Annotated in this window: 16 protein-coding genes and 1 riboswitch; of the genes, 13 read left to right on the plus strand and 3 right to left on the minus strand. The window is 39.9% G+C overall.

Features of this window, described 5'->3' with window-relative positions; all coding sequences use genetic code 11:
* Positions 1–3 precede the first annotated feature (3 nt).
* Positions 4–1,758, minus strand: a complete 1,755-nt coding sequence (locus tag IGK77_RS00375) for an ABC transporter permease subunit (protein ID WP_074799968.1) — start codon at positions 1,756–1,758, stop codon at positions 4–6.
* Between the two features lie 79 nt (positions 1,759–1,837).
* A riboswitch (M-box (ykoK) riboswitch) is annotated at positions 1,838–2,005 on the minus strand.
* Between the two features lie 330 nt (positions 2,006–2,335).
* On the opposite strand from IGK77_RS00375, the gene IGK77_RS00380 reads away from it, so the two are divergent.
* The 12 genes from IGK77_RS00380 to deoD all read left to right on the plus strand — a co-directional run bounded on the left by IGK77_RS00380 (position 2,336) and on the right by deoD (position 14,932).
* Positions 2,336–2,941: a class I SAM-dependent methyltransferase gene (locus tag IGK77_RS00380; RefSeq protein WP_071867746.1), complete on the plus strand. Its 606-nt coding sequence runs from the start codon at positions 2,336–2,338 to the stop codon at positions 2,939–2,941.
* Positions 2,942–3,444: 503 nt separating this feature from the next.
* Complete coding sequence (locus tag IGK77_RS00385; protein ID WP_071867745.1) at positions 3,445–4,461, plus strand: LacI family DNA-binding transcriptional regulator; 1,017 nt, start codon at positions 3,445–3,447, stop codon at positions 4,459–4,461.
* A gap of 141 nt (positions 4,462–4,602) precedes the next feature.
* The gene (locus IGK77_RS00390) at positions 4,603–5,904 is read left to right on the plus strand and encodes a pyrimidine-nucleoside phosphorylase (RefSeq protein ID WP_071867744.1); all 1,302 of its coding nucleotides are present in this window, start codon (positions 4,603–4,605) and stop codon (positions 5,902–5,904) included.
* A gap of 13 nt (positions 5,905–5,917) precedes the next feature.
* Positions 5,918–6,580 (plus strand): deoxyribose-phosphate aldolase, encoded by a 663-nt coding sequence (gene deoC / locus IGK77_RS00395; protein ID WP_071867743.1) that lies wholly within the window; start codon positions 5,918–5,920, stop codon positions 6,578–6,580.
* 18 nt (positions 6,581–6,598) lie between these two features.
* On the plus strand, positions 6,599–6,997 hold the full coding sequence (locus tag IGK77_RS00400) for a cytidine deaminase (RefSeq protein ID WP_074799972.1): 399 nt from the start codon (positions 6,599–6,601) through the stop codon (positions 6,995–6,997).
* A gap of 63 nt (positions 6,998–7,060) precedes the next feature.
* Complete coding sequence (locus tag IGK77_RS00405; RefSeq protein ID WP_071867741.1) at positions 7,061–8,146, plus strand: BMP family lipoprotein; 1,086 nt, start codon at positions 7,061–7,063, stop codon at positions 8,144–8,146.
* Between the two features lie 248 nt (positions 8,147–8,394).
* Positions 8,395–9,957, plus strand: coding sequence for an ABC transporter ATP-binding protein (locus tag IGK77_RS00410; protein WP_071867740.1), 1,563 nt, complete (start codon positions 8,395–8,397; stop codon positions 9,955–9,957).
* On the plus strand, positions 9,950–11,083 hold the full coding sequence (locus tag IGK77_RS00415; protein ID WP_071867739.1) for an ABC transporter permease: 1,134 nt from the start codon (positions 9,950–9,952) through the stop codon (positions 11,081–11,083). Before IGK77_RS00410 ends, IGK77_RS00415 begins: the two co-directional genes overlap by 8 nt.
* Positions 11,083–12,039, plus strand: coding sequence for an ABC transporter permease (locus IGK77_RS00420; protein ID WP_010734484.1), 957 nt, complete (start codon positions 11,083–11,085; stop codon positions 12,037–12,039). Before IGK77_RS00415 ends, IGK77_RS00420 begins: the two co-directional genes overlap by 1 nt.
* 94 nt (positions 12,040–12,133) lie before the next feature.
* Positions 12,134–13,300 (plus strand): phosphopentomutase, encoded by a 1,167-nt coding sequence (gene deoB, locus IGK77_RS00425; RefSeq protein ID WP_074799973.1) that lies wholly within the window; start codon positions 12,134–12,136, stop codon positions 13,298–13,300.
* An 85-nt stretch (positions 13,301–13,385) separates the two neighbouring features.
* Entirely contained in the window at positions 13,386–14,201 is an 816-nt protein-coding gene (locus IGK77_RS00430) for a purine-nucleoside phosphorylase (RefSeq protein WP_074799976.1), read from the plus strand.
* A 23-nt stretch (positions 14,202–14,224) separates the two neighbouring features.
* On the plus strand, positions 14,225–14,932 hold the full coding sequence (gene deoD / locus IGK77_RS00435) for a purine-nucleoside phosphorylase (RefSeq protein ID WP_019723069.1): 708 nt from the start codon (positions 14,225–14,227) through the stop codon (positions 14,930–14,932).
* A 368-nt stretch (positions 14,933–15,300) separates the two neighbouring features.
* On the opposite strand, the gene IGK77_RS00440 is transcribed toward deoD, so the two are convergent.
* Positions 15,301–16,158 carry a carbohydrate binding domain-containing protein gene (locus IGK77_RS00440; protein WP_074799980.1) on the minus strand — a complete coding sequence of 286 codons (858 nt, stop codon included), beginning with the start codon at positions 16,156–16,158 and terminating at the stop codon, positions 15,301–15,303.
* A 919-nt stretch (positions 16,159–17,077) separates the two neighbouring features.
* On the opposite strand from IGK77_RS00440, the gene IGK77_RS00445 reads away from it, so the two are divergent.
* On the plus strand, positions 17,078–17,428 hold the full coding sequence (locus IGK77_RS00445; RefSeq protein ID WP_368073470.1) for a lysostaphin resistance A-like protein: 351 nt from the start codon (positions 17,078–17,080) through the stop codon (positions 17,426–17,428).
* Positions 17,429–17,896: 468 nt separating this feature from the next.
* On the opposite strand, the gene IGK77_RS00450 is transcribed toward IGK77_RS00445, so the two are convergent.
* Positions 17,897–18,583, minus strand: a complete 687-nt coding sequence (locus IGK77_RS00450; protein WP_010734478.1) for a 2,3-diphosphoglycerate-dependent phosphoglycerate mutase — start codon at positions 18,581–18,583, stop codon at positions 17,897–17,899.
* Positions 18,584–18,675 lie beyond the last annotated feature (92 nt).

Raw genomic sequence — 18,675 nt, forward strand, 5'->3', positions numbered from 1 at the left:
CTCCTAATAATGGAATTTTTCCCGAGCAAATTTGTAAAGCGGTTGCCAGATAAAGATGATACAAAGTCCGACAACGAAGCACATAGCTAACATGCCTAGAGCAGATTTATCTTTGATGCCTTCATTTGCAGAGATATATTGACCTAAGCCAGTAACTTCGATTGTTTCTTTTCCCCACTGGATACTCTCGGCAGCAATATTGGCATTCCAAGCGGCTCCAGCAGCATTGATGATTGCTGTGATCAGGTAAGGAAGAATCGATGGGATCAGGTAACGTGTCCACCAGCGCCATTTTGAAAGCGGAAAGATTTTTGTGACGTCTTTGATGTCATCGGGGATTGCTAAATAGCCACCAATCACATTGAAGAAAAAGTACCATTGACAACCCACCATGACCAAAGGAATGATCCACCATTCCAACTGTCGAAAGCCCATGGCAATCACAATGATCAAAAAGGGCGTATAGACGCTCGATGGGACCGATCCAATTACCTGTCCAATTGGTTGGACCCAACTTAATCGCCGATTGTCACTTGCAACCCAGATGGCTAATGGTGTAAAAATCAAGCCAGCTATGAGCATAGCCAAAGAGACTCTGATGGTTGTATAAAAGGTCAAGCGTGGAATCATAGCGAAGTCTGCATGAGGCAAGAATTGATACAATTTAATGGCAGAGACTACTCCAATGATTGCTAGGCAAACATACCAGAGGGCAGAAAAAAAGTGACGAAACTTTCCTAAAAAGCCAAAAAATCGATCGCATTTCAAGGCATACCAAACCTTGGGTAATGTATAAAGCCAGAATACTTTGAACTTTTCCCAGTTACCTAAGAACCATGATTTTAATGAAGCATAATCCACCACATCATAAATGATGGATCTTGGTGGTTGATAGCCACCATTTCCTGTGTCGTATTTGTAATAATAGCTGGCTTTGATCAATGGTTGGAAAACGAGGAAATTTAAAACAACGACATTGACCAGCAAGGCAATGACTGCCCATAGACATGCGATGAAATCCGCACGATCTAAAGCGATCTGGATATATGAGCCAATTCCTGGTAACACTAATGTGGTATCTTTAGGAAAAGCCACAGCAGCTTGTTCACTGGCAACTAAAGCGAACCAAGCTGCCGTTTGTGAGATAACGATGTTCCATAAAAGACCAGGGATCGAATAAATAAATTCTAATCGCCAGAATCGTTCCCACGCATTGTATTTAAACTGTTTCGTGACATCTAATAAATCAGAAGGAACGACCTCCATCGTCTGGTATAACGTCAACATGATGTTCCATGCTTGTCCAGTAAAAACAGCAAAGACGGCGACAGCTTCCGCACCCATGACACTTCCTGGAAACAAACCAAGTAACCAGCCAGTGGTAAAGGTTAAGAACCCAAGTAGAGGAACGGATTCTAACAGATTGACAAGGGGTAAGATCATGCGACGGGCCGTTTTATAACGTGCGGCCAAAACGCCAAAGATGAGTGTAAAGAGTAAGGACCAAAACATCCCGACGATCATCCGAAACTGCGTACGGACAGAAAAGTATAACAAATTTTTGATTGAAAGAAAGTCATCGGGTTGTTGCGGAGTACTGAGTGTATCTTGACTAGGCAGTGACATCAAAGGCTGGCGCATTTTGATAAAAGAAAAAATCAAAATACCCAAAAAGAGCAAGATGATGCCTAGTAAGACACTATTACCTAGAGCGGTTTTCCACCGGTTTCTTGGTGGTGCAATTTTTGCTGACAACATAAAAAAGCCTCCTTAATACATAAAGGGCGGCGTACTCAAATAAACATTGGAAAGTGTAATTTGCAATTGTGGTGCGCAATTGTAATCACGTTAATTGAGCTTTGGCTTTCTGAGACGTAAGAAACAAGTTCTAGTTATCTTGGAAAAGCCTTAATTCGACAATCCCTGCTTTACTCGTTACTGTCTCTCGACATTTCCGAGCGATAACCTATGTTCTTCAGAGTAACCTCACCTAATATGATTATTTTTTCAATCACATCATAAAGGTCAGCGGAAGTAAGAGTCAATAATACTCCTTCTTTTAATCGGGTGATCATCTCGCGATTTGTCATCATAAAGGCGGTGATATCAAAGGTTATGCTCGTCCTATTTACCCTGTTCCTACTTTCACGAAACAGATTACGCAAATACCGAAAAAGGGTAAATAGAGAAATACTAAGGAATGCGATTTTTCTTTCTGTAGTGCATTAAATCGCTTGATTCTGTAAAAGAAAACCGAAGACATACAGTTTCACTTGCACCTTCTCATGGAACACGTTAGACTATGAACAACTAACAGATAAGAAGGATGGAAACTATGACGAATCATTATTATTCCGAACACCCAGAGACAGCTCATGAGTTTGACGAATGGTCATTTGAGCTAAGAGGGAAAACCTTTCAGTTCGTGACGGACTCCGGCGTGTTTTCACGTGAAACAGTTGATTATGGCTCACGTGTATTGATCGATGCCTTTGAATGGACACAGTTACCAGAAGGCAAAATTTTGGATGTTGGCTGTGGCTATGGTCCAATCGGGCTTTCGCTTGCCTATGCGAGTGAACGTTTCGTGGAAATGGTAGACATCAATGCCAGAGCGGTTGATTTAGCGCAAGGAAATGCGAAGCGAAATCAAATCAAGAATGTAGCGATTCATCAGTCAAACATTTATGAAGAGGTGACAGAAACAGATTACGCTGCAATCGTCAGCAATCCGCCGATCCGAGCAGGCAAAAAAGTCGTACATGAAATCTTGACAGGTGCGTATCCTCGTTTACGTACGGGCGGTACTTTAACGATCGTCATACAAAAAAAACAAGGGGCACCTAGCGCACAAAAGAAAATGCAAGAAACATTTGGAAACGCAGAAATCGTGATCAAAGATAAAGGCTATTATATTATCCGAAGTGTGAAGGAAGACTAAAAACAACTGAATATAAGCAACGAAACAGTTGAAGAAATGAGTAAGGATTTCTTTAACTGTTTTTGTTTGTACAAGAAGTTGATCAATGGATGTGAAAGGAAAATGATAGTGCCAATAAAGTAATAAATAAGTAATGCAAGATAGAAAAATAACATATTCTTTAATGCTTTTACATATCTAAAATAACAGTAAAAAAGCACATCGAGTTTTTTTAAAAGTCTATAAAATCAGAGCAATTTAAATATACTAGCGTGGGTCGGTCGAGTTGTAGAGTATAGATGTTACTACACCAAATAAACGGATAGTCATCGGTGATAGGTAAATAAAGTAGGATAAGGGGAAGTGAGAGTGAACCACGAAACATAAGACATTGTTATAAAATTTATCTAGTGAATCTCTATATGAGACTGATTTACTTTTGACCAAGCCTCATTTCCTCTATCCATTTTGAAAACCATTTGGTACACTGTTAGGGAATTTACATATATAAAGGGGGAACAAAAGTGAAACTGACAATTCGAGATATTGCTGAGATGGCGGGTGTTTCAGTGACGACTGTGTCACAGATTTTAAATAATAAAGGCAGCCGTTTTAGTGAAAAGACACGAAAAAAAGTGTTGTCGATCGTAAATGAACATCATTACAAGCCAGATTATTTTGCTTCTAATGTGATCAATCGTCACTCAAAAACGATTGGTATGATCGTGCCAGATGTGACGGATTTCTTCTTTTCAAAAGTGATCGAAGGGGTTGAAAGTTATTTAAATCCCTTAGGATATGTCATCATTCTTTGTAACTCTAGACATAGTCAAGACAATGAACTGAAGTATTTAAGGGAACTTTCTCATCGATCCGTGGATGGTTTATTGTTAGCAACGCCGAATGTATTGCCTCAAGAGTATGCCCTTGATAGTGGTTTTTATAACAACATGCCGATCATCCTGATCGATCGTGGGTTGAATCGTCGGGATAACGGTCGCTTGATCGTGAAGGAATATGAAGGCGCTTATCAAGCTGTCTCGTTATTGATCAAAAATGGTCATACTAAAATTGGTATGCTAAAAGAGACAACTGGCTATTATCAGTTAGAAGAGCGATTCAATGGTTATCGTCATGCATTAAAAGATCATGGATTAGCGTTCAACGGTAAGTTTGTAGAAGAAGGAGATCTGACTGTTCAAGGAGGGTACGAAGCAAGTAAACGCTTGTTACGGCACAAAGATGTGACGGCGGTGTTTTGTGGCAATGATGCCATGGCAATTGGTTGTTACCAAGCAATCGATGAAATGGGCAAGCGTATTCCAGAGGATATTTCGGTCATCGGCTTTGATGGATTAAAATTGTCTGAGTATATGATCCCTAAGTTGACAACGGTCAAACAACCGAGTTTCGATATTGGTTTTTATGCAGCTCGCTTTTTGATTGATACGATTGAATTTCCACAAAGAAAAGTTCCGAACAAAGTCTTTGAAACAAAATTAATTATTCGTGAGAGCGTAAAAACATTGACAAAGGTCTAATAGGGCGTTATATTGCTTATGTAAGTGTTTACAAAGCTGGTAAGATACATTGCGGGAAAATAGTAAACCGGTTTACTAAAGTGGTTTACCTTTTTCAAAATTCCTGTATAATACCGAATGAAGAACGAGGAGGATTACGGCATGCGGATGGTCGATTTGATCGAAAAAAAGAGAGATGGACACCAATTATCAAAGGAAGAGATTACGTACATTGTCACGAACTACACAAATGATAACATTCCTGATTACCAAATCAGCGCATTATTGATGGCTATCTTCTATCAGGATATGACCGATGAAGAAATCACTGATCTAACGTTGGCAATCGCTCATTCTGGCGATGTGATCGATTTGAGTTCCTTAGATGGGATCAAAGTCGACAAGCATTCTACCGGAGGGGTAGGGGATACAACTACCTTGATTTTAGCACCTTTAGTAGCAAGTGTAGGCGCAACTGTGGCAAAAATGTCAGGGCGTGGTCTTGGTTACACAGGTGGTACATTAGATAAGTTAGAGGCTATTCCTGGATTTCGGATCGAACTATCAGATGAAGAATTCATCCGCACCGTGAACGAAAGTAAAGTAGCGGTGATCGGCCAATCGGGCAATCTCGCTCCAGCAGATAAAAAATTGTATGCCTTGCGTGATGTGACGGCAACGGTCAACTCGATCCCATTGATTGCTAGTTCGATCATGAGTAAGAAAATCGCCGCAGGAGCGGATGCGATCGTGCTAGATGTGACGACGGGTGACGGTGCCTTCATGAAAAATATCGAAGATGCAAGACGTCTAGCGAAGACCATGACACGGATCGGCAAATTAGCCGGTCGCCAAACAGTAGCAGTGATTTCTGATATGTCTGAACCGTTGGGTGAAGCAATCGGCAACAGCTTAGAAGTCGTTGAAGCCATTGAAACACTTCAAGGGAACGGACCGGAAGATTTAGTTGAAATGTGCTATGCTTTAGGTAGTCAAATGGTCGTTTTAGCCGAAAAAGCGGCATCGATCGAAGAAGCGCGCGAAATGCTAAAAGAAGCCCTCGAATCTGGGCGAGCGCTAGCCAAATTCAAAGAAATGATCCAAAACCAAGGGGGCGACTCGACGATCGTCGATGAACCTGCGCGGTTGTTAACTGCTCGTTATATTTATGAACTGCCAGCGAAGACAACAGGTGTCGTGACAAAAATCGTTGCGAACGAATTAGGAATCGCAGCAATGATGCTTGGTGCAGGACGTAAAACGAAAGAAGATTCGATCGATCATGCTGTTGGTTTGCGATTGAATAAGAAAATCGGTGATAAAGTAGAAACTGGCGAATCGCTATTGACGATCTATAGTAATGAAGAAGACATTTCGCCAGTGATCGACTTGTTATATAAAAATATTGAAATCGGTGATACGGCTGAACAGCCTATCTTGATTCATGACATCATTACAGAGTAAAAGGAGAAGAGACATGGAATTAAATCGAATGATCGACCACACAATTCTAAAAGCAGATGCAACAAAAGCAGATGTGATGCGCATTATTGAGGAAGCAAAAAAACATCATTTCTATTCAGTATGTATCAATCCAACATGGGTTGCCTTGGCGAAAGAGGAATTACAAGGTGAGCCAGTCGCTGTTTGTACCGTTATTGGTTTCCCATTAGGAGCAAATACAGCCGCAACAAAGGCATTTGAAACAACGAATGCGATCGAAAATGGCGCAGATGAAGTGGATATGGTCATCAATATCGGTGCCTTGAAATCTGAACAAGACGATGTCGTGAAAAAAGATATCGAAGCCGTAGTCGAAGCTGCAAAAGATCGTGCGTTAGTTAAAGTAATTATTGAAACAGCCTTGTTAGAACAGGCGGAAATCATCAAAGCTTGCGAATTAGCGAAAGCTGCAGGAGCTGATTTTGTGAAAACATCTACTGGGTTCTCAACAGGTGGCGCGAAAGTGGAAGATATTCGCTTGATGCGTGAAACGGTTGGTCCAGAAATGGGCGTCAAAGCTTCAGGAGGTATCCACAATGAAGCAGAAGCCATTGCGATGATCGAAGCCGGTGCAACACGAATCGGTACAAGTGCTGGTGTGTCAATCATGTCCGGTTCAACTGGCGAAGGCTATTAATATTCTAAGGAGAAAAAGATGTCAGAAATCAAACAAGAATGGATCGCTATCGCTATCGACGCTTTGGATAAAGCGTATGTGCCTTATTCCAAATTTCCAGTAGGTGCTTGTTTAGTGACAGCATCTGGGAAAACCTATCAAGGATTGAATATCGAAAATGCGTCATTTGGCTTAACGAATTGCGCAGAACGTACTGCGTTTTTTAAAGCAGTATCTGAAAAAGAAATGGACTTTACACATCTAGTCGTTGCAGGTCATACACCTGAGCCGATTTCTCCATGTGGTGCTTGTCGCCAAGTAATGGCAGAATTTTGTGACCCAGAGATGCCAGTCACGTTGGTTGGCGACAATGGTGTGGCGAAAACGATGACGGTAAGAGAGTTATTACCTTACGCATTTTCAGAAAAAGATTTATAAATTATGTTCAATTCAGTCAGCTGACTGTTGAAAAAACAACTACTTTTAGGGGGCTTTACAGAAATGAAAAAAGCAAAATTATTTGGTTTAGGTGCTATCGCACTATCAGCAGGCTTACTTTTAAGCGCATGCGGTAACGGCGGTTCAGATTCTACTGATTCAACCGGTGGAAACAGTGCATCAGGAACAGCAACTGCAGCATTGATTACAGATACAGGTGGCGTCGACGACCGTTCATTCAACCAGTCAGCTTGGGAAGGGTTAGAAGATTGGGGTAAAGAGCAAGGCTTGTCACGTGGAAACGATGGCTTCCAATATTTCCAATCTGCCAATGAATCAGACTATATCCCAAATATCGATCAAGCGTTAAACGCTGGCTTCAAAACAATTTTTGGGATTGGGTTTAAATTGAAACCTGCAATCGAAGAACAAGCAACAAGTAACCCTGAAACAAACTTTGCAATCATTGATGATGTGATCGAAGGAAAAGACAACGTCGTTTCAGCAACATTCAAAGATAACGAAGCTTCTTATCTTGCTGGAGTTGCAGCAGCTTACACAACTGAAACAAATGTGGTTGGATTTATCGGTGGTGTTAAAGGTGAAGTAATCGACCGTTTTGAAGCTGGTTTTAATGCCGGAGTTAAAGCAGGTGCTGAAGCGTTGAACAAAGAAATCGAAGTATTGAACCAATATGCAGGTGATTTCTCAGCTCCAGATAAAGGACGTTCAATCGCACAAGGTATGTACGCACAAAATGCTGACATCATTTTCCATGCTTCAGGTGGTACAGGTAACGGTGTCTTCCAAGAAGCAAAATCATTAAATGAATCAGGCGACAAAACAGTTTGGGTAATCGGTGTTGACCGTGACCAATCTGACGAAGGAAACTACACATTGAATGGTGAAGACAAAAACTTCACATTGACATCAACACTTAAAGGTGTAGGAACAGTTGTAAAAGATTTAGCTCAACAATCAGCAGACGGTAACTTCCCTGGTGGCGAACACACTGTTTATGGTTTGAAAGAAGATGGTGTTGGTATCACTGAAGGCCAACTTTCTGATGAAGCGAAAAAAGCAGTAGATGAAGCAAAAGAAAAAATCATTTCAGGTGATATCGAAGTTCCTGAAACTCCTGAAAGCTAATAAATACCATTTCTATAGCCTTGTTGGACAATTGTTTAACAGGGCTATCGTTTAGTTATCTACTTAATGTTGTTTTTTTATGCAAGTTGCTAGGTACCCCGATTTGGATAAGGGAACAACTTGTAACAAGTAGCTTAGCTCCTTGGATTTTGGTTACTCGATGAGCGACGTTTTGTGAACGATCGTCATCGTCCCTTTTATTTTTTAAACAATGTCGTCTGGATATAAATTGTTAGGATGTGAAAAATGTGGATCAAGAAAATATTGTCATCGAAATGCGAAATATCACGAAACAATTCGGTACTTTCAAAGCAAATGACAACATCAACCTTCAAGTGAAAGCAGGAGAAATCCATGCCTTGCTTGGTGAAAATGGTGCAGGTAAATCAACGTTAATGAATGTTTTATCCGGTCTTTTAGAGCCAACATCAGGTGAGATTTTGATGCACGGCAAAGAAGTAAACATCACGAGCCCGACGAAAGCCAATCAATTAGGGATCGGAATGGTGCATCAACACTTTATGTTAGTCGATGCATTCACAGTAACAGAAAATATCGTACTAGGTAGTGAGCCAAGTACAGGCGGTATCTTGAACCGCAAGAAAGCCCGTGAAGAAATCAAACGATTATCTGAACAATACGGCTTAGCAGTGAATCCGGATGCGTACGTTCGTGATATTTCTGTCGGTATGGAACAACGTGTGGAGATTTTAAAAACACTCTATCGTGGGGCAGATGTCTTGATCTTTGATGAGCCAACAGCCGTACTGACGCCGCAAGAAATCGATGAATTGATCGTGATCATGAAAGAGTTAGTCAAAGAAGGAAAGTCGATCATTTTGATCACACATAAATTAGATGAGATCAAAGCAGTTGCCGATCGTTGTACGGTCATTCGCCGTGGTCAAGGAATCGGAACGGTCAATGTGAAAGATGTTTCTTCGCAACAGTTAGCCGATATGATGGTCGGAAGAACCGTCTCATTCAAAACAATGAAAAAAGAAGCACGTCCACAAGAAGTGGTGCTTTCTGTTGAAAATCTTGTAGTTAAAGAAAACCGCGGATTAGAAGCAGTGAAAGATTTGAGTCTGGAAGTCCGAGCAGGTGAAGTCTTAGGTATTGCTGGAATCGATGGAAATGGACAATCGGAGTTGATCCAAGCGTTAACTGGTTTACGTAGAGTAGAAAGTGGAACGATTCGTTTGAAAGACGAAGAGATCACGAATAAAAAACCACGTAAAATCACTGAATCTGGGCTAGGACATGTGCCAGAAGATCGACATAAATATGGCTTGGTCCTTGATATGACTTTATCTGAAAATATTGCCATGCAAACCTACTATCAAAAACCGTATAGTAAAAATGGTCTGTTGAATTATGGTGTGATGAATGAACATGCGAGAGATTTAATCGATGAGTATGATGTGCGGACAACGAACGAATTAGTTCCAGCGAAAGCTTTATCTGGTGGGAACCAACAAAAAGCCATCATTGCACGTGAGATCGATCGTGACCCTGATCTACTGATCGTTGCGAATCCAACACGTGGATTAGATGTTGGTGCGATCGAGTTTATCCATAAACGTTTGATTGAGCAACGTGATAAGTTCAAAGCAGTTTTATTGGTTAGTTTTGAATTAGAAGAAATTTTAAATGTGTCCGATCGTATTGCGGTAATCCATCAAGGAAAAATCGTGGGGATCGTTGATCCAAAAGAAACATCTGAAAACGAGCTAGGTCTATTGATGGCGGGTTATACTTTAGAAGAAGCACGTAGAGAGTTAGAAAAGGTTGGTGACACACATGAATGATCGTAGCGAAAGGTTCCGTAATCTGCTAGTGCCTATATTTTCGGTTATTTTAGGGTTGATTCTAGGTGCTATTTTGATGGTTGCCTTTGGTTACCATCCAATCCAAGGATATTCTTCCATGTTGAATGCTTCGTTAGGTTCACAACGAAGTATCGGTGAAACATTAAGACAAGCAACACCTTTGATTTTTACAGCCTTAGGTTTTTCTGTTGCAAATTCAGCCGGATTCTTTAATATCGGGCTTTCTGGACAAGCACTTTGTGGTTGGATCATAAGCATTTGGACCGCATTAGCTTTTCCAGATCTACCAAAAATCATTCTCTTGCCAATGTGCGTGATTTTAGGTGCACTTGCAGGGGCAATGGCCGCAGCTATTCCAGGATTGTTACGTGCGTTCTTTGGAACAAGTGAAGTTATCGTAACAATCATGATGAATTATATTTTGCTCTATTTAAGTACGTATACACTTCATGAAATAATGCCTGAATCTTATCGTTCAAGTTTAGACTCTTCAAATATGATCAGTGAGAATGCTTCCTTACGTATTCCTTGGCTAACGCAGATGTTTGGAGGCTCTCGTGTGAATGGCGGACTCTTCTTGGCACTGATTGCGTTAGTGGTTGTATGGATCGTCATGAAGAAAACAACCTTAGGCTTTGAGATCCGTTCTGTTGGATTGAATCCATACGCCTCTGAATATGCGGGAATGAGTAGTAAACGAACAATTGTCTTATCCATGGTTATCTCTGGTGGACTAGCTGGACTAGGTGGTGTGGTCGAAGGACTAGGAACATACCAAAACTTCTTCGTTCAAACAACTTCATTATCCATCGGGTTTGACGGTATGGCCGTGTCATTATTAGGTTCTGGTTCTGCCATTGGGATTTTGTTATCTGCGCTATTATTCAGTGTCCTAAAAATCGGTGGATTAGGGATGCAGACCGGTGCTGGGGTACCGTTTGAAATCGTCAATGTATCGATTGCCTTGATCATCTTCTTCGTGGGGATCAACTTCTTGATTCGTTTCCTTATGGCGAAATTCTTCCAAGGGAAAAAACAAGAGGAAATCGTCGCAACGATTGAAACGAAACCAAATCATCAAAATCAAGAAGGAGGAGAGCTGTAATGTCAACAGTAGAACTGATTTCCTTGATCCTTACATCAACACTTGTTTATTCAACACCGTTGATTTTAACCTCCTTAGGCGGAACGTTTTCTGAACGAAGCGGGATCGTCAACGTTGGGTTAGAAGGCATCATGGTGATGGGGGCGTTTAGTGCGGTCGTCTTCAACTTGACGATGAGTGACACATTAGGCTCAATGACTCCTTGGATTGCTATTTTAGTCGGTGGTGTGGTTGGTGTTCTCTTTTCCTTGATCCATGCAGTCGCAACGATCAGCTTGCGCGCAGACCATATCATCAGCGGAACGGTCATCAATTTGATGGCACCTGCTTTAGGTGTATTTTTGATCAAAGCATGGTATGGTAAAGGACAAACAGACAATATCTCACAAAACTTAGGTTACTTTTCATTTCCTGGATTATCTGAGATTCCAGTGATTGGTCAAATTTTCTTTAGAAATACATTTTTACCAGCGTATTGTGCGATTTTAATTGCTGTTATCGCATGGTTCGTCATCTTCAAAACTAAATTTGGTTTACGTTTACGTTCTGTTGGGGAAAATCCTCAAGCTGCAGATACACTAGGGATCAATGTATATGCGATGCGCTATTCAGGTGTCTTGATTTCTGGTCTTCTTGGAGGAATGGGTGGAGCTGTTTTTGCTCAATCGATCTCTGGGAACTTTTCAGCAGGAACGATTGTCGGTCAAGGGTTCATCTCAATGGCTGCAATGATTTTTGGTAAGTGGAATCCACTAGGTGCGATGGGTGCATCCTTATTCTTTGGTTTTGCACAAAGTTTGAGTATCATCGGCGCGCAATTACCAGTGATTTCTTCAATCCCACCAGTTTTACTACAGATTGCGCCTTATCTATTAACAATTATCGTTTTAGTGGCGTTCTTAGGTAAAGCATCTGGACCAAAAGCCAACGGTAAGAATTATATAAAATCCAAATAATCGTTTAGTGATTAAAAAGGGCGGGTTACGGGAAGTTTTTTTCGGCTCGCCCTTTTTACTTTATAAAGAAAATAAATAGAAAGAAGGAATACTCATGTTTAAACGCGTACATTTGATCGTCATGGATTCAGTCGGAATCGGAGAAGCACCTGATGCTGAAAAATTCGGAGATAAAGGTTCGGATACATTAGGTCATATTGCTAAAGAAGCTGGGTTGACGATACCGAATTTGGAGCAACTTGGATTAGGAACGATTCGTCCTTTAGAAGGGGTCGAAGCAGTGCAAGATCATCAAGGGTATGCGACAAAATTGGAAGAAGTTTCTGTCGGCAAAGATACAATGACAGGACATTGGGAAATCATGGGCTTGAATATCAAAACACCATTTCGTGTTTTTCCAAACGGCTTCCCTGATGAATTATTGAAGAAAATCGAAGACTTCTCTGGACGTAAAATTGTTTGTAACGAACCTTATAGCGGAACAGCAGTCATTGACGACTTTGGTGAACATCAAATGAAAACCGGCGACTTGATCGTTTATACGTCAGCTGATCCAGTGTTACAAATTGCTGCACATGAGGAAATTATTCCTTTAGAAGAACTTTATCGGATTTGCGAATATGTTCGTGAAATTACAAAAGATGATCCTTATATGATCGGTCGGATCATTGCCCGTCCATATCTTGGTGAGCCAGGTAACTTTACGCGAACAAGCAACCGTCACGATTACGCATTAGATCCATTTGGACATACGGTTTTAGACTCATTGAAAGAAGCCGGCAAAGATGTTATTGCAGTCGGTAAGATCAATGATATTTTCAATGGTCAAGGCATCACCGATTCTGTTCGTACGAAAAGCAATATGGACGGTGTGGATCAATTATTGAATGTCATGAAACAAGACTTCACTGGGTTGAGTTTTACAAACTTAGTCGATTTTGATGCGTTATACGGTCATCGTCGTGATGTGGTTGGTTATGCGCGTGCCATTGAAGATTTTGATTTGCGTATTCCAGAATTATTAGATGCAATGGCTGATGATGATCTATTATTGATCACCGCTGACCATGGGAATGATCCAACTTTCACTGGTACCGACCATACTCGCGAATATGTGCCATTACTTGCTTATAGTAAACAAATGAGTGGGCAAGGTAGTTTATCACAAGGTTATTATGCGGATATCTCTGCAACGATTGCCGAAAACTTTGACGTAGCAGCTACTGAAAATGGCGAAAGCTTTTTAAAACTATTGAAATAACGACGTGCATCATCCATCAATGAATCATCATTGGCTTTATTATGTAAGATAGAATAATCAAAATTTTATATATAGGAGAAAAACAATGAAATTAAATGAGATGTTACAAGAGACGACTGCGTTTATCAAAAGCAAAGGTGTCGGAACGATCGATTTTGGCATGATCTTAGGTTCAGGTTTAGGTGAATTAGCAGAGGAGATCGAAGAAGCAATCGTGATTCCTTATGATAAGATTCCGTTCTTCCCAACTTCGACAGTTGTTGGACATGCAGGTCAACTTGTTTACGGAACGCTTTCAGGCAAAAAAGTATTGGCGATGCAAGGACGTTTCCATTTTTATGAAGGTCATTCGATGCAAACAGTCACTTATCCTGTACGAGTGATGGCTGCGTTAGGCGCGCATTCAGTTGTTGTGACCAATGCGTGTGGTGGCGTGAATAAATCATTTGCACCAGGTGATTTGATGCTGATCACGGATCATATCAACTTTACAGGTCAAAATCCATTGATTGGACCTAATGATGAAGAAATGGGTCCTCGTTTCCCTGATATGAGTGAAGCTTACACAAAAGCGTATCGTGAAATGGCAAAAGCAGTAGCAACATCATTAGACGTAGAATTAAAAGAAGGCGTGTATATGGGCTATTCCGGTCCAACTTATGAAACACCCGCTGAGATTCGTATGTCTCGCGTGATGGGAGCAGATGCAGTGGGCATGTCGACTGTACCAGAAGTCATTGTTGCAGCTCATAGCGGGTTGAAGGTCTTAGGAATCTCTTGTATCACCAACTTGGCTGCTGGTATGCAAGCAAACTTGAATCACGAAGAAGTCGTTGAAACAACTGAGAGAGTCAAACAAACATTTAAATCATTGATCAAAGAAACACTTTCTTTACTATAAAAAATTGATTGAGAGGTCTGGAAATGAGTGTTCATATTGAAGCAAAACCAGGAGAGATCGCAGACAAGATTTTACTTCCTGGCGATCCACTGAGAGCGAAGTATATTGCAGAAACTTTTTTAGAGAATCCCGTTTGCTATAACCAAGTACGCGGTATGCTTGGTTATACTGGAACGTATAAAGGCGAAAGAGTCTCTGTTCAAGGAACAGGAATGGGGATGCCTTCAGCGATGATCTATGCGCATGAGTTGGTCAATTCTTATGACGTAAAAAAATTGATTCGTGTTGGCACGTGCGGTGCCTTGTCAAAAGACGTACACGTTCGCGACTTGGTGTTAGCGCAAGGAGCTGCGACTAGTTCTTCCATGATTGAGAAGGATTTCAACGCGTTCCACTTTCCACCAATCTGTGATTTTGACTTGTTGTTAAAAGCATACGAAGTAGCGAAAGAAAAGGGTTTTACTACACACGTCGGCAATGTACTATCAGAAGATTCTTTCTACAAAGACGATTTGACAGAAACATTCAAGTTAGCAGAACTTGGTGTGATGGGCGTGGAAATGGAAGCTGCTGCGTTGTATTATCTAGGTGCAAAATACCACGTGCAGACACTAGCAATCATGACGGTCAGTGACCATCTGATCACGGGTGAAGAAACAACTGCCAGCGAACGTCAGACAACATTCAATGACATGATTGAAGTAGGATTGGAAACGGCGATTCAAGGATAAAGTAATAATTAAACAGCAAGAAAGTGTGACTGCCTAAACTTCTATTAATAGAAAATTGGCAGTCACATTTTTTCGCAGAAACTATCTCACATAACCTGAAATCAATGGCAACCGTTGTTTCAGTTACTTCGAGAGTCCTTCTAAAGTCAACCATTTGAATGTCTAAAATGTGAATCGACATCCCTTCAATTGCAGACGAATGGCACAATCTTAATCAAATAAAAAAGAACAGAAAGAAGCGAGTTACGCTCTTTCTGTTCCGAACTAGGCCACCAACAGGATGTGACAAATGAGTCTCATATTGATGGTGGCTTCCCATGATCCTTCAATTGCTCATGTGGTATGGTAACATCAACTAAAAATTTATTTTAAACCAAATCTGCTTCAAGAGTATATGATTCAATCATTACTCTTCCTGGCACGTAAATTCCTGGGGTTCCTGGTGCTCTATAAACTCGGATAACTTGTCCTCTTCTCCCAGCAATAGCTCGTCGTACTTGAACCGTATTACCAATTCCTCTAGTAGAGGCTCCGAAAGTTCTACCGTTGAAAGTTTCAAATAGATACTGTCCATCAAGAGTAACAACGAATCTTTGTGTACTATCGTAAAGTTCAGATGCTAATGTGAAATAAATATGAGGCACATTGTTTTCTAGTCCAGTTGATAATAACCGAGTTTCTGTTACGCCTGTTTCCACTTGGATATTGTCATATTTCGCCCAACCAGTCCATGTAGAGGCAAAGCGCACAAGGTATGTATTTTCAGCGTCTGGAGTCGTAAAGGTAAGTTTGCCACGTTCCCAGTCCTCATTATTATGTTCAACGCGCTCTAATACATCAAAACCGACACCATGATTCATGATCCCTAATTCAACACGTCCTGGTGCTGATTCGCTTGCTGCAACATCATAACTGAATGTATACGTTGTATTTGGTTTTAGAGTGACATACTGATGAACGTTTTCACCATTTGTTGCTAAAGCAAAGTTATTTCCATTAACGGTTTGAAGTGTGGGATTATTTGAATCTGGGTCACTAACGATCCAACGATCAAACCCGTCATTAAAGTCACCATTATGGATATACAATTGTTGCTCAATGGCCTGTTTGCTTGTACTAACGATGTCAGTTGTTGATAGACTTGTTGCGAATGTCGAAACTGGCCCTCCTAGACTTAAAACTACCATTCCTGCTGCCATCATTTTCTTGAAATTGTTTGTAATCATCTTGTATCTCCTCACTATATATATTTTTTTATTTTGTATTTTCTATGTAAGATTCAAATGCGATCATCTCTTTGTATCTTACAAATTAATCATAACCGAGAAAATAGCGACTGTGTAAACGCTTTTTTCTCGATAACGTTGATTATTAGAAAAAAATGATAAAATAAAAAGAGTTATAAGGTTGATTTTTATCTAAATTTCATTTATTAGTAACATAAGAAAAGATGGAGAGTTGTGGTGATAGCTCATACAAATGAAAATTTTCTCTTGGAAACAGGATAAAAGAATGAAATTCAAATAAGTTTCTACAAAAAATGTTCGCTCCACAACTGAATGATTGTCTGACATCTTGCTATGCAAAAAAAGGAAGAGGTATAATGAAAAGCAATAGGTCATGCTTTGAGATAATTGAGAAAGTGATGATGAAAATAATAAAGAGTACTTTTACATGGCAAATTGATAAATTGGAAGGGAGATACCAAAAGATATTGTTTATTTAATAAACATAAGCATTGTATGTTGGGAATGCGATAAGAAAGAGAATTACAGTGTTTTAACTATCTAAGCGAATACTGCTTGCTTTTTCAGGAGTCGGTGAGAAGGGGGACAAGATGATTCATAGTTCTATTAATTGGTGGTCAAGGTGAAGATAGATCATATGCGGCTAACTCTAATAAAAAGTATCATCCTAACTGTCTGGATAACCATTTTTTGTATAACAAACTTTGGAATAATAAGAAGTAAGACCATTCTCATACTATTAGAAAATAACCAATTGGGTCTAAATCTGATAATGATTTTATTTATTTACTTACTTTGCATGCCCGAATTAAATCGAGCATTACAAGGTATGAATCTGTCAATGATGAAACAAGTAGGATTCACTTTGCTACTTTTGTTAGTGACGAATTTTATATATATGGTACTTGTATTTGGCAGTTTTGAAGTAGTCTCACAAAATTACGATAGTGTTGTTCTATTTTCTGTCATAGTGATTGCCCCAATAAGAGAAGAATTAGTGTACCGTTACCTATTTTTGAGTATAACTGATTCTAATTGGTTAAAATTAGTGTATGGGCTGGTTTCAACAGGATTCTTTTTCTATGGGCATAGCTTTACATATGGTGGAAATCTATACGCAATGACTCAAGTTCTATTTTTGACTTTAGCTACAACCTATCTATACGTGAAAACCAACAATATATTACCTGCTATTATGTTACATAGCTCATATAATCTATTTCTCCTCTCGCTATCTATTGCCCAATAAAAAGCCCAACCTAGAAAGAATAGCTAGGCTGGACTGTTAGTAAAATGTCTTACATAACGAATAAGGTATACAGAACTAATTGGAGTCTACTATATTTTGTCTCCTTGCCTCGCTTTATCTTGTAATAGTAATAGCTGTATGGTGCGAAGAGATAAACTACCACTATTAAAATCGTTCCTAAGATCATAGCTTTTGAAAAAGGAGTTGCTCAGAATTTGTCCATTGTTCATGCGCAATTGGTGTGACAGGGAATAAACCAAACGTTCTTTTTTCTCTCCATGCTACGCCTTCCCTCTTAATTTATTCAAACAGTACTTACTATTATGATCATTAGTTATTATGTAAATTGATGTCACTCGCATTAGATAGCTAAGACTGCCGTCTATCCAATATCTAAAAAAACAGCCCCTTCATCTCTTACAATAAGTAGGAAAGGATGGGGCTGTCTTGTTTATAATAGAGTGTCTATTATAAGTAGTATTTTTTGATGACAGTCAAGTCGTCGTTTAATTCATAAACAAGTGGTTGACCTGTTGGAATTTCAAGATCCATGATGTCTTCATCAGAGATTCCTTCGATGTGTTTTGCTAATGCACGTAAAGAGTTACCATGTGCAGCAACTAAGACAGTTTTGTTGTCTAACAAAGCTGGTGCAATTTCGTCTTGCCAGAATGGCAATGCGCGTTCTAAAGTAACTTTCAAGTTTTCTCCACCAGGTACGTCGCGTTTGTCTAACATTGCATAACGACGATCGTTTGCTGCTGAACCTTCATCAGTTGCTTCCATTAATGGAGGAAGAGTGTCATATGAACGACGCCAGATGTGAACTTGTTCGTCACCGTATTTTTCTGCTGTTTCTTTTTTATTTAATCCTTGTAATTTACCATAATGACGTTCGTTCAAGCGCCATGATTTGATTTGTGGTACCCAAAGTTGATCTGAGTATTCTAAAATCAAGTTACAAGTTTTGATGGCACGAGTTAATACAGAAGTATAAGCAACATCAAATTCGATTCCAGCTTCTTTGATTTTACGTCCGCCTTCTTTTGCTTCTTCGATTCCTTCTGGTGCTAGGTTTACATCTGCCCAACCAGTAAATTGGTTCAATGCATTCCATTCGCTAAGACCGTGACGAGAAAAAACTAATTTTGGCATGTTTAACTCTCCTTTAAAATAAGTGTTATTTCTGAAAATTTCAGTTCTGCCTTATTGTACAATGTTTTTCATAAGATTTCCATTGTAAAATG

Origin of the sequence: Enterococcus sp. DIV0806c (assembly GCF_051710905.1) — a bacterium.
GTDB classification, from domain to species: domain Bacteria; phylum Bacillota; class Bacilli; order Lactobacillales; family Enterococcaceae; genus Enterococcus_B; species Enterococcus_B mundtii.

Bases quoted from the DNA above. Each gene is read 5' to 3' on its own strand.
- IGK77_RS00440 (WP_074799980.1), bottom strand. From the start codon at position 16,158: ATGATTACAAACAATTTCAAGAAAATGATGGCAGCAGGAATGGTAGTT.
- IGK77_RS00445 (WP_368073470.1), top strand. From the start codon at position 17,078: ATGGTACTTGTATTTGGCAGTTTTGAAGTAGTCTCACAAAATTACGAT.
- IGK77_RS00380 (WP_071867746.1), top strand. From the start codon at position 2,336: ATGACGAATCATTATTATTCCGAACACCCAGAGACAGCTCATGAGTTT.
- IGK77_RS00420 (WP_010734484.1), top strand. From the start codon at position 11,083: ATGTCAACAGTAGAACTGATTTCCTTGATCCTTACATCAACACTTGTT.
- IGK77_RS00450 (WP_010734478.1), bottom strand. From the start codon at position 18,583: ATGCCAAAATTAGTTTTTTCTCGTCACGGTCTTAGCGAATGGAATGCA.
- deoD (WP_019723069.1), top strand. From the start codon at position 14,225: ATGAGTGTTCATATTGAAGCAAAACCAGGAGAGATCGCAGACAAGATT.
- IGK77_RS00400 (WP_074799972.1), top strand. From the start codon at position 6,599: ATGTCAGAAATCAAACAAGAATGGATCGCTATCGCTATCGACGCTTTG.
- IGK77_RS00390 (WP_071867744.1), top strand. From the start codon at position 4,603: ATGCGGATGGTCGATTTGATCGAAAAAAAGAGAGATGGACACCAATTA.
- deoB (WP_074799973.1), top strand. From the start codon at position 12,134: ATGTTTAAACGCGTACATTTGATCGTCATGGATTCAGTCGGAATCGGA.
- IGK77_RS00375 (WP_074799968.1), bottom strand. From the start codon at position 1,758: ATGTTGTCAGCAAAAATTGCACCACCAAGAAACCGGTGGAAAACCGCT.
- IGK77_RS00430 (WP_074799976.1), top strand. From the start codon at position 13,386: ATGAAATTAAATGAGATGTTACAAGAGACGACTGCGTTTATCAAAAGC.
- deoC (WP_071867743.1), top strand. From the start codon at position 5,918: ATGGAATTAAATCGAATGATCGACCACACAATTCTAAAAGCAGATGCA.
- IGK77_RS00405 (WP_071867741.1), top strand. From the start codon at position 7,061: ATGAAAAAAGCAAAATTATTTGGTTTAGGTGCTATCGCACTATCAGCA.
- IGK77_RS00415 (WP_071867739.1), top strand. From the start codon at position 9,950: ATGAATGATCGTAGCGAAAGGTTCCGTAATCTGCTAGTGCCTATATTT.